Here is an 11,278-nt window from a genome sequence, read left to right on the forward strand (position 1 = left end):
CTGGGGCCACGGTCCCATTCCAACTCTGTGAAACGCTTCCGCTTCATGGGTCTTCCTCCTTCGTCCATTCAAAGGTGGAAAATTCCAGTTCGCAATGGCCCGGAGACCGGGGGGAAGGTCAAAACCATCTCGGCCTCCTGACCTCAAAGTAAGGCGGCAAACCATCTACAAATCTAGGGCCACCTCAAGCCGGACCGCGACGTGATGATGAACTCCGTGGCCCCCGTCTGGGACGGCAACGAGACCTGGCTGATCCTCGGGGGAGCATCTGTCTTGCGAAGCAACGGTGAAATGACGCGATGAGCCTGACCAGACCGGAGACCTCCGAGTATCGGAGGTCTGGTCAGGCGGCGGTAAAGTTTCGCATGGGCATGCCGCCGCAATGCCTACGCGGCCCTTTCGACGCCCAGCTTCACGGCGAGCCCCGCGCGGGCCGACAGGTCGACGAGGGCGTCTAGGCTGAACTTGGCGATCTTCCCGCGCAGCAGGTCGTTCAGCCTCGGCTGGGTGACCCCGAGCCGCTCGGCAGCCTTTGCTTGTGTCAGACCCCAGGACCGAACCTCCTGCTCGACGGCGGTCAGAAGTTCGGAGCGCAGCCGCATGTTGGCCGCTTCCTCGGGCGTGTCCTCGATAGCGTCCCAGACCGAGTCGAAGGACTGCACTTCCATGTCGTCGTCGGTCATCGCTTCTTCTCCTTTGTATTGATGTTGATGGTGGTGAACGCCCGCAGCCGGTCATCCGCCAGATCGAGGTCCCGCCCAGGAGTCTTCTGCGCCTTCTTCTCGAACGCGTGCAGCACGACGACAGTTTCTGCGAACTGAGCCACGTACAGAACACGGAAGGCGCCGCCGTCCTCGCGGATACGGATCTCCCGGACGCCCGAACCGACCGTGCCCATCGGCTTCCAATCGCTCGGCTCCAGCCCCTGCTGAACCTGAACCTTGTGCAGCTGTCCGCCCGCCTCTTTCCGCGCGCCTTCGGGAAAGGACCGCACCTGATCGAGGGCGTCGCCGAGGAACACGATCCGCTTCATGCAGCCTCTATATCGAATCGGATATAAACGGGCAAGCTGATCCGGGTTCAACCTCAGAGGAGAACCCGACGATGAGCATTTCATGGAACGGCGAAAACGCTCCTGTCCCGCCCGGCAGCAGCTACGGCTACGCGTGGGTGTCGACCACCGACCAGGATCTCGAAGTGCAATACGAGGCGCTGGAGAAGGCTGGTTGTCGCGTGATCCGCGCCGAGAAAGTCTCCGGGACGTCAGTGCGGGGCAGGGACGAGCTCCGCACGCTGCTCGACTTCATCCGGCCCGGCGACGAGCTGGTCGTGACCCGTGTCGATCGGCTGGCTCGATCGATGGGCGACCTGCGGGACATCATCCGCGAGCTGAAGGCGAAGGGCGCAACCCTCAGGGCGACCGAGCAGCCTATCGACACCTCGACGCCCGCGGGCAAAGCGTTCCTCGACATGCTGGGCGTCTTTGCTGAGTTCGAGACGAACCTCAGGCGCGAGCGGCAGATGGAAGGGATCGCGAAGGCAAAGGCACGCGGCGTCTACAAAGGTCGGAAGGCGTCGATTAACGTCGATGAGGTCCGTCGCCTCCTCGCTGAAGGCGTTCGGCCGAGCGCAGTGGCACGTCAGCTCGGGATCAGCCCTACGAGCGTCTGGCAGGTGAGTCGGCCGCCAAAACCCGACACCGCGACCACGACGGCTTCGCCGGCCTGACGAAGTGCCGGGACCGTTCCGCTTGGGTCGGTCCCGGCTGCGTCACGCGATGAGAATCATAGAAAACGGTGGCGGGCCGTTTCCGAAGTGCGGTCCAGTGGAACGTGATCCAGCAACGCGGTGAGCTGCAGCTCATCGAACGGATGCGTGGCGCGCGCTGAGAATCTCAACCACGCCAGCTGCGATTTCGGCCACCGCAGTATTCCGGGTCGACCAGTCCGCCGGCGTGTCGGAGAGAAAGATCGCGACGAAGTAGGGCGCGCTACCCGGCGGTGTGACCATCGCCACGAGGTTGCGTGTATGGTGCCGGCCGCCGCCCGACTTGTCAGCCACCTGCCAGTCTTCGGGGGTATGCGCCCGGATCAGCTGGCCGGTCACGCCGCCATCGCTCATCCAGTCGGCAAGCAGTGCACGCGCGCCCGGGGACAATGCGTCGCCGAGCAGCATCGTCTCCCATGTCGCCCGGATCGCCGCAGGGCTGGTCGTGTCGCGCGGATCTCCGGGGACGAAGAGGTTGAGGTCGGGCTCCATGCGGTCGAGCCGCGTGACGGGGTCGCCGATCCGGCGCAGGAAGGCCGTCACCTCCCCGGGCCCGCCCAGCCGGTCGATCAGCAGGTTGGCGGCGGTGTTGTCGCTCAGGTCGAGGGTGGCATGGCAGAGCTCGCCGACCGTAAGCGTCCCGCCCACGTGATCCTCCGCGACGGGGGCGTAGTCGAGGATGTCGCCCGCCTCGATCTCGACCGCCTGGTCGAGCGCCAGGGCCCCGTCATCCACCCGATCCAGCACCGCGCCGCAGAGGACCGACTTGAACGTGCTGGCCATCACGAACCGCTCGTCCTCGCGGCGGTTCCATTCCCAATCGGACGCGCTGTCGCGAATCGACACGCCGATCCGCGCGTCCAGTTCGACCTCCAGGTCACGAACCGTCTCTCCGAGGTCGCGTTCGGCCGCAGTCTCGGCCGACGCGGCGCCCGTATGGAAGAGCAGGCAGAGGGCGAGGCCGGCGGCGAACGACCGCGATTTTCGGGGGATGAAGCGCATGGGACTATCCTTTCAATCGGCCGACAAGGCGATGATCTGCGGAGCCTGTCCGGGAATGCGGGCGAGCACCGATAACGGCTCCAGCACGGACCCGTCGGGAAGGGCGACCCGCTCCGTGCCGAAGTTGGCGATCAGCCGGGTTCCGTCCTCGAAGCGGGTCTCCTGAATCAGGAAATCCTCGGACAGATGGCGGAAGCCGACCATCGCCTGCGTCATCAGACGGTCGTGCAGCGGCGCGAAGGCCGCGACCTGCCGGGCGATGGCCGGAAGGTCGCGTTCGATGGTCGCGTCGCTAAGGTGATAGAGCGGCGGGATCATGTAGAGCAGTTCGAACATCGCGTTGCGCACCTGCTGCCCCTCGGGTTTCAGCGATCCGAAATGCCAGTGATGGGTCGTCACGACGGCGTCGTGCAGCGCGATCTGGTACAGGGGCAGGCGAAAGGCCGGGTCGTAGATGACGCGCTCCATCAGGGGCGGGACGCGGGTGGGCGCAAAGAAGCGGTCGGGCGCCTCCACCGGCCAATAGGGTCCGATGTAGAAGTCCGGGTCCGGCTTCCGCCGCATTCCGGGATCCATCCAGTCGAAGACAGGCGTCGCGATCCCGTGCGAGAAGTCGATCCGGTCCGCGAAGGCGGCCGTGCCGGTCTCGGAGCCGAGGACGAGGCCCAGATCGCCGGAGGTGAAGGCCAGCCGGTCCCTGACCGCCTCATGGGCCTCGGCGCGGGTCGTCTCCCGCCCCTCGGTATGGTCCTCGAAGACCAGCCCGGTCGCATCCACGTCCAGGAAGTAGCTGTTCAGCCCGGCGGCGTCGGACACCGCCCCGATGCGCCGCCGGGCGTAGTTCTCCAGCGCGGCTGCGTTCAGGTAGGCGCCCTTGCCGCGGAACCCAGAGACCGGTGCGCCGGTCTCGTCGCGGAACGCCGCGTCGTCGAAGATCGCGTCGCCCATCTGCGCGGTCTGCCAGGTTCCCTCGGTCGCCTCCGCGTGGGCGCTGGCATAGCTGTCATACGTCCCGACCAGATACCCCGCCTCCTTGGCCAGAGCGACCGCCTCGGGGTGCCAGATCGCGTCCAGCCAGTTCTCCGCACCCAGCCAGGCGTGCCGGATCCCCGCCTCGGCGAGGCGCGTCACGATGCCCGTGGACAGGCCGCCGCCCCAGGTTTCGGGCGGGGCGAGGCTGTCGCCGAACTCCGATGCCAGGGCAGCGCGGAGATCCGCGACATAGCCGGCGCCGGCCTCCGGGTCGTGCCCACCGGGCAGGGGGCTTACCGGGCCTCGTGGTACGGCCTCCGGCAGGGCCGCGTTGACCGCCCGGGTCATCACCGCGCGGCTGTATTGCGAGACGAACCCCGCCTCGCCCCGCGCCTCCGTCACGGCCGTGTCCACGTCGGCGCGCATGTCCTCCGGCATCCCCTGCCAGAGCTTCCGGGACAGGGTTCCGGCCACCTCCCGACGGTCGCCGAAGACGCGCATGAAGCGCCGCCAGGCGGTGACGTCCCGCGGTTTCAGCGGCCCCTTTTCCCAGAGGTAGATATGCGGCGCACCGGCGAGCCTGCCGACGGCCGGGCGTTCGGCGATCTTGTCCTTCAGCGATTTGAACACACCCGTTTCCTGTAGATGGGCGCGGTTGATCGACGCGCCGTCGATCCAGTTCGCCGGGCCGAACCGGATGCTGATCCGGTAGGCTTCCCCCAGGTTCAGCGGCGTGAATTCATGCCGGAAGCCGACCGACAGAAGATCGTTCTCGACGTCGTAGCTGACATCCGCGTCCCAGTGCGTTTGCAGAAGCCAGGTCGTGGAATAGACCTCGTTCTGCTCGGTAAAGAAGCTCTGGGTCAGATGTTCCGCCGCCGGAAGGCCGTCCAGAACCTCCGTCAGGAAGTGCTGCCACTCCCCATGACCTGCCGGAACCCGTCGCCCCTCGCCGAGGATGGGGAGGGCGTATTGAATGTCGGGTCGTGGCGACGTGACGGGCCAATGCAGCCGCCCCTCTTCGTCCGACGTGATCGAAACCGTCAGGGATCCGTCCGTCACGCCAACCTGTATGCTGTAGGTGCCTTCCGTCGTGGCCGCGCTCCAGGCCGCTCCCAGGGGCGAGGTCCGGAGGTCTACCGTCTCGGCGTCGAACCCCGGTTGCGACAGGACGCGGACGATCTGCCCCTCTGGCGCGCCGGACAGCTCCAGGGTGTCCGTGTTCATCCGAAAAGAGGCTCCCTCGCTCCGGAAGTCGAGAATCTCGGCCTCAGCCGTCGCGGCGGCCAAGCAGGCCAGGCAAGCGGCCGATCCGATGGCCATCGCCAGAGGTGTGATGACAGGCCCCCGGCCCATGCGTTCGGTCCGTGTGCTCATTCGGCGTCCTCCCTCTCCGGCAGAAGGCTGTCCTCCCGAATGATATCCTCCTCTATGGGTGAGACGAGCTGCGACGGCGCTGCACCCTCGACACGCGCAATCGCCGCGAGATTGCCGTGATCGTTGAATTGCGCCTCCGGCAGGAGGCCCGCGATGGTGTCGTCGAGCGCCGTGCGTGCGGGGACGATCTCCCAACCGTCGGCTGCAGCCGTCGCCGAACCGATGAGCAACAGGCCGAGGGCGGCCCATCGGCTCTTTGAGGAATGTCGTGTACGCTTCATGTGACGTGGTCCTGCTCTGTTACTCTGGTCGCTGCCCGGGCCGGTTCGGTTGTCCGCTTCGCCTTAGGGTTCCGCCCGCAAGGGTTCGTCCGTGCTTGTCGGGCCGGACAGATGAGGTCGGCGTCGTGATATCGATGCCCGAGCCGTATCGGGGCGGTCCGCCCTCGACACGGCATCGGTTCATCGGCGACAGGCGGGGTACGGTGCCGCTCTCAGAAGAGGAATGTCGCCTCGTCCAGCGCGCCCAGCTCTCCGAGAACGATCAATTCCCCCGTACCGTATTCCACTTCCAGATACGTGTCGCCGCTCCACCGCAAGGTAAGATCCTCGAAGCCGAGTCCCGTCCCTGACAGGTCCAACCGGTCTTCGCGGGCGTCGAAATCTACGATAAGATCTTTGCCATCCCCTTTCGAGAAGACGAAGACGTCGGCTCCGTTCCCGCCGAACAGATTGTCGCGACCCGAACCACCCACGAGGGTGTCTGCCCCATCACCGCCCCGCAGCAGGTCGCGCCCCGCGCCGCCTTCGAGCCGGTCGTCCCCACAGCGCCCGTAGAGCAGGTCACGCCCGGCCCCGCCATCCAGACTGTCATCTCCCGATCGTCCGTCGAGCAGGTCGCGTCCCGTCCCGCCCAGGATACGGTCGTCCCCATGTCCCCCGGCGAGATGATCGCGACCGCCCAGACCCAGGAGTTGGTTGTCCGAGCGGGCGGCCTCCGCATTATCACGGAGAATGTCTATCCGGTCCGCCCTAGCGTCACCGGTCGCTAGGACGGAGCCGTCGGCGAACTCGAACCGATCTCCATCGAGCTTGGCGATGCCGTCCTCGAAGGTCAGTCGGGCTCCGTCCAGATCGAAGGTCGTCTCGGTGTCGCCGTCGGCCCCGACGCCTTCCGAAAGTTCGATCTCCGCTGCCGTGCCCGTGACCGAGAACCGCTCCGACTCCGCATCGAACCGCGCCCAGGCATCGTCCCCCAAGATCATGTCGAACGCGTCCCGCACGAGCTCGGACGGGTCGATGTCCGACCGCGTCACGGCAACCGAGACGATCGTGCCGCTTTCGACATGCAGGAGCGTCGCCGTGTTCGTACCGAGTGTCCCGCCCTGGAAGCCGATGAAGGTCTGTCCGTCTATGACGTTCCCCGCCAGTCCGAGCCCGAAGCCGTTGCCGTCGGGGGTGCCGTCCGGTGCCCTGAAATCCGTCATCTGCGCCAGCAGGTCCTCGGGCAGCAGCGTCTTCGACACGAGGAGCGCGTCGAGGAACCGGATCATGTCGGTGGTCGTCGAGACGACGCCCCCGGAACCGGCGACGTCCAGCGGTGCCTCCGTCACGTCGATCAGATCGCCGGTCCCGAGATCGGTGTAGCTGCTCAGGCGCCCGTCGTCCCGGTCGGCATTGTCGAGCTTGGTATTCTCCATACCGGCGGGCACGAAGATGCGATCGGACATCTCCCGGGAAAGGGTATTGCCGGTGACCGCCTCGACCAGCTTCTCCAGCAGGATGAAGTTCGTGTTCGAGTAGGCGTACTCCGTGCCCGCCTCGAAGTCGGCCGGCCGACCGCGCAGCAGGTCGAGGAGGTCGTCCGTACCGATCGGGGTGTCAGGGTCCATCAGGAGCCGCTCGACGACCTCGGGTTGGCCGGTGCTGCCCGTGATTTCGAAGAAGTCCGGCACCCCGGACCGGTTGGCGAGGAGCTGGCGCACGGTCGCGCCGTCGGCATTCGGGATGCCCTCCAGGATCGCGCCATCGACATAGTCGCCCAACGGCGTGTCGAGGTCGACGCGTCCCTCGGCCACAAGCTGCAACACGACGACCGCGGTCATCATCTTCGTCTGTGACCCGACCTCGAAGGGTTGGTCCGGCCCCGCGGCGGCCCGCGTGCCGATGTCCGAGACGCCGTCGCTTGCACGGACGGACAGGCCATCGCGCCAGACCTGGAGCAACGTGGCGGGCGCATCCGTCGCCTGCGCAAAACTTTCCAGCGCTGTCCGGGGCGCTTGCGAGAGGAGGTTTGAATCGAAAACGGTCATGATGGCCTACTGAAGTGAACCGGCCCGGGAAGTCGGACCTGAGCCCACCTAGATCGTCCGTTCCGCGGCGATCGTCCGATCCTGCGAGGACGGACAGACGATCTGCGAGACCGTCCTGTCGCCACCGATCGCGCATCGGTCATGCGGGTGGGATTGAGACTCCGGTCGATGGTGGTAGTCCATGCACCAGCAGCAGGAAGAACACAGATCGGACCGCTCCATGAATTTGGACAGCCTCTTCGTTGTCATGCAGGCCTCGGGGTTCGCGATTGCCTGCCTCGCCGCCATGCTCGGCCTCACCATGCGGGGGCGGTTTCATGCGAACCGCTATCTCGTGGCCTTCTTCGCGCTAATCGCTGCGAGTGAGCTTTCCGCGATAACGGAAACCGTCTTCGGTACCGACACCCCGATCGTCCGCGACGCATTTCGTGCCTTCAGCTTCACCGTGACCACCGCTATCGGGCCAGCCCTGCTATTTCACGTGTGCGTCCTGACCACCCGCGAGCCGTGGACCCCGAACAGGCGGACGCTCGCGCCGCATCTCATGCTCACCGTCGCGACGGCTTTTGTCTGTGTCGCCTTCCTCTTTCTGCCCGAAATCGACCGCACTTCGGCGTTCCGTTGGAGCGCACTTGCCGAACTGCCTCCAATTTCTGGCTTGGTCGGGCGCGGCCTGGCGATCATGGAGCTATTGATCTACGTCCAATGGATGATCCTCAGTTTTGTCTTGGTCCGCTGCCTGGCGTTCCACCTCCGCGAACTCAAGAATCATCACGCCACCAGCGAGGTGACCGAGATGCGGTGGATCGGCGCACTCACACTCCCGCTCGGGGGCTATGCCGCTCTCTGCCTTGCGAGCCAATTCCTGGTCATGTTCGGCCGTCAGAACCCCCTGAACGCGATCTTCGACAGTCTGTTGGTCGTTATAATTCTTCTCGTCGTTGCGCTGTGGAGCCTGCGGCCGGCGGATACGGCTGCGTCGCGCCCACCGCAGGAGGTGCGGCTCGCAGCCGAGGTCAAATACGTCAAAAGCGCGCTCGACGGGGATCGCGCCGCGCAGATCGCGCGCAAGCTCGACGCGGCAATGCGGCACGATCGCCTCTATCGCGAGGCCGGGTTGAGCCTCGGGGACTTGTCCAGACATGTCGGCGTGGTGCCCAACTACGTGTCGCAGACGTTGAACGAACGGCTCGGCTTGTCCTTCTTCGATTATCTGAACAGCTGGCGCATCGACGAGGCCCTCGATCTCGTGGACAGGGGCGATCAGACGATCCTGTCCATCGCCTACGAGGTCGGGTTCAACTCCCGTTCGTCCTTCTATACCGCCTTCAAGGCCCGGACCGGCACGACCCCGACCGCCAGGCGCCGGATGGCGGGTGACCTGAGCCCCGTTTCCTCCTCCAGATTTGGGTAGAGTCTGTCCCGACGAAGTAGATGGACGGATGAAGAGATCGAGGTTCAGCGAGGAGCAGATCATCGCGGTGCTGAAAGAGCAGGAGGCGGGCGTGGCGACGGCCGACATCTGCCGCAAGTACGGGGTCAGCTCGGCGACGTTCTACAAGTGGAAGGCCAAGTATGGGGGTCTGGAGGTGTCCGATGCGCGGCGACTGAAGGCGCTGGAGGACGAGAACGCGAAGCTGAAGAAGCTGCTGGCCGAGCAGATGCTGGACAACGCGATGGTGAGCGGGTCGCGCCATCGGTTCGAGCGGCCCCGCGAACGGACGTGACCGCAAAAAGTGGTGATGGCGAGCCCTTGTCCGCCATTGGTCCGAGGACAATGGGCGAGCGCGAAGAGGTCGGTCGTGGCCCATCTGACCGAGGCGCACGGCGTGAGCCAGCGGCGGGCGTGCATGGTGACGGGCTTCGATCGGTCGAGCATCCGCTATCGCAGCGTCCGGCCCGACGACGCCGAGGCGAGGGAGGCCATGAAGGCGGTGGCGGCCGAGCGGCGGCGGTTCGGCTACCGACGGATCCATGTCATGCTCGGCCGCCAGAGGATCGCGATGAACCTCAAGAAGCTCAGGCGGCTGTATCGCGAGGAAGGGTTGCAGGTGAGGAAGCGGGGTGGGCGCAAGCGCGCGCTCGGCACGCGCAGACCGATGGTCGTGCCTGGTGGGCCGAACCAGCGATGGTCAATGGACTTCGTGAGCGACGCGTTCACCGACGGGCGGCGGTTCCGACTGCTGGCCGTGGTCGACGACTACAGCCGGGAATGCCTGGCCCTCATCGCCGACACGTCCCTGTCAGGGGCCCGGGTCGCCCGCGAGCTGGACGCGATCATCGCCGCCCGAGGCAGGCCCGCGACCGTGGTTTCGGACAACGGCACCGAATTCACGAGCACCGCGATCCTGACCTGGTGCCAGCGGACGAAGATTGACTGGCACTACATCGCGCCGTGCAAGCCGACCCAGAACGCCTTCGTCGTGAGCTTCAACGGAAGGCTCCGTGACGAGCTTCTGAACGAGACACTGTTCAGCGATCTCCGCCATGCCCGGACCGCGGTCCGGGCATGGCGGGAGGACTACAACACCTGCCGCCCGCACTCTGCCCTGGGGAACGTCCCGCCGGCCGAATTCCCCGCGCAGATCAGACTGGACGAAAAGGCCGCGTAGCGCGCAGACATCAACCCCAGGACTCTCCCCACTACCGGAGGAAAGTCGGGGCTCAGGTCACGGGCGCACCGTGATCACTGGTTTTTCCCAAGGAAAAAGGTGTCCGCGGTCCTGTCTTGGCGTGTCTGATCGGACTCCACGAAGGCGAGACAACAGGCGGGGCGCGATGACATTGAGAGGGCGTGAACCGTTCATCGCAGATCGCCTGCGTCGGTCACTATTTCAAACTTCGCCACGAGCTATCCGTCCCCCATCATCTCGAACAGTTCGGGCCAGCGGCGGTAGGTCTTCACCTCATTGGGCAGCTCGCGCCAATCCTCCTCACGGTAGCGGTGGCGGTCGGCGGTGAGGGTGGCTTCGATGAGAGCGGGCGTCTTGGTCTTCCAATCCTCGGCCGTCTCGTGGAACTGGAAGCGCCAAGGCTGTCCGGCGCTCACCGTCTCTCCACAGTCCTGAATGTCAATTGCGAGGCGGCGCAGTGCGTCGAGGTCGAGGGCGTAGTCCCTCGCCGCCTCCTCAGAGATGTAGGTAATCCATCCAAGGGACGGGAACCGATACTTGGCGTGGGGGAAGCCACGGGGCATCTCGGAAAGGAACTCCCAGTAGTCTTCAAAGGGCGGGTCTTTTCGAAGACGGTATGGCGGGCATGATGCATTGCCCGCCGCTGCAACTCGGGAGTAGCGATAGCGAAGTAGGTGTCAAAGAACCGGGCGAAGCGGTTGAACACATTCAGAGCGATGGCCCATTGTTTAGGAGCTCTTGACGCCCTATTTTTCAATAGGTCACCGGTCGCAAAGACATTCAAACTTGGGTGCCGAACCCAATCGTTTTCAGGGTCAGCGTAGTTTCGAGGGGCAAAGTTCTCGTAGAAGACGCTGAAGTCGTCATGTGTGATGAACGTCCCAGCATAGCCTCTATCATGCATCGCGTCTCGGAACGCCGCCTTCTCTTTGAGATAGATACGTTTTGGTTTAGGCTGCGGCTCTAGTTCAAATTGAAAATCAGGCCGTAATTTCTTGGGTAATGCGTATAGGGCATCGATTAACCTCTCAGCGAGAGGGTCTTTTACGAAAAGGTTGAGGTGCTGCACATCCTCTGAAATCTGTTCAGGCTCAATTGACCTTCCCCCGCGGTTAGGGCCGGTTTGATCTGGAATTTTCCGGTTGGGTTTGAGTGTTGAGCGGCAGCGTGGAGACCGCAAGAGTCTCAAGCGCTGGCGGGGTGGTTTTCATCAGGA

The 11,278-nt window shown here is 64.8% G+C and carries 9 protein-coding genes and 2 pseudogenes; 4 read left to right on the plus strand and 7 right to left on the minus strand.

The features are described 5' to 3' along the window. Nucleotides 1-192: 192 nt before the first annotated feature. Nucleotides 193-273: pseudogene (locus HSX43_RS19265) on the plus strand (cytochrome d ubiquinol oxidase subunit II); the annotation flags it as partial. Between the two features lie 113 nt (nucleotides 274-386). Here the strand turns inward: HSX43_RS19265 and HSX43_RS19270 are convergent. Beyond that, nucleotides 387-683 (minus strand): helix-turn-helix domain-containing protein, encoded by a 297-nt coding sequence (locus tag HSX43_RS19270; protein ID WP_208454681.1) that lies wholly within the window; start codon nucleotides 681-683, stop codon nucleotides 387-389. Continuing rightward, nucleotides 680-1,033: a type II toxin-antitoxin system RelE/ParE family toxin gene (locus HSX43_RS19275; protein WP_179381774.1), complete on the minus strand. Its 354-nt coding sequence runs from the start codon at nucleotides 1,031-1,033 to the stop codon at nucleotides 680-682. The genes HSX43_RS19270 and HSX43_RS19275 overlap by 4 nt, the downstream gene beginning before the upstream one ends. A gap of 71 nt (nucleotides 1,034-1,104) precedes the next feature. Here HSX43_RS19275 and HSX43_RS19280 point away from each other — a divergent pair, with 71 nt between their 5' ends. Continuing rightward, nucleotides 1,105-1,728 (plus strand): recombinase family protein, encoded by a 624-nt coding sequence (locus HSX43_RS19280; RefSeq protein WP_179381775.1) that lies wholly within the window; start codon nucleotides 1,105-1,107, stop codon nucleotides 1,726-1,728. A 132-nt stretch (nucleotides 1,729-1,860) separates the two neighbouring features. On the opposite strand, the gene bla is transcribed toward HSX43_RS19280, so the two are convergent. The 4 genes from bla to HSX43_RS19300 all read right to left on the minus strand — a co-directional run bounded on the left by bla (nucleotide 1,861) and on the right by HSX43_RS19300 (nucleotide 7,429). After that, entirely contained in the window at nucleotides 1,861-2,769 is a 909-nt protein-coding gene (bla, locus tag HSX43_RS19285; RefSeq protein ID WP_179381776.1) for a class A beta-lactamase, read from the minus strand. Between the two features lie 12 nt (nucleotides 2,770-2,781). Beyond that, the gene (locus tag HSX43_RS19290) at nucleotides 2,782-4,968 is read right to left on the minus strand and encodes a glycoside hydrolase (protein ID WP_179381777.1); all 2,187 of its coding nucleotides are present in this window, start codon (nucleotides 4,966-4,968) and stop codon (nucleotides 2,782-2,784) included. A gap of 146 nt (nucleotides 4,969-5,114) precedes the next feature. Further along, entirely contained in the window at nucleotides 5,115-5,399 is a 285-nt protein-coding gene (locus HSX43_RS19295) for a hypothetical protein (protein ID WP_179381778.1), read from the minus strand. Between the two features lie 212 nt (nucleotides 5,400-5,611). After that, nucleotides 5,612-7,429: a serine hydrolase gene (locus tag HSX43_RS19300; RefSeq protein WP_179381779.1), complete on the minus strand. Its 1,818-nt coding sequence runs from the start codon at nucleotides 7,427-7,429 to the stop codon at nucleotides 5,612-5,614. Nucleotides 7,430-7,610: 181 nt separating this feature from the next. Between HSX43_RS19300 and HSX43_RS19305 the strand changes: the two genes are divergently transcribed. Together HSX43_RS19305 and HSX43_RS19310 are read left to right on the plus strand one after the other, a co-directional pair. Next, nucleotides 7,611-8,843 (plus strand): helix-turn-helix domain-containing protein, encoded by a 1,233-nt coding sequence (locus HSX43_RS19305; protein WP_179381780.1) that lies wholly within the window; start codon nucleotides 7,611-7,613, stop codon nucleotides 8,841-8,843. A gap of 28 nt (nucleotides 8,844-8,871) precedes the next feature. After that, nucleotides 8,872-10,041 (plus strand): annotated as a pseudogene (locus HSX43_RS19310) (IS3 family transposase). A 239-nt stretch (nucleotides 10,042-10,280) separates the two neighbouring features. On the opposite strand, the gene HSX43_RS19315 reads toward HSX43_RS19310, so the two are convergent. Further along, entirely contained in the window at nucleotides 10,281-10,625 is a 345-nt protein-coding gene (locus HSX43_RS19315; RefSeq protein ID WP_179381781.1) for a hypothetical protein, read from the minus strand. Nucleotides 10,626-11,278: the final 653 nt, after the last annotated feature.

The organism is Jannaschia marina (assembly GCF_013404595.1).
GTDB lineage: Bacteria > Pseudomonadota > Alphaproteobacteria > Rhodobacterales > Rhodobacteraceae > Jannaschia > Jannaschia marina.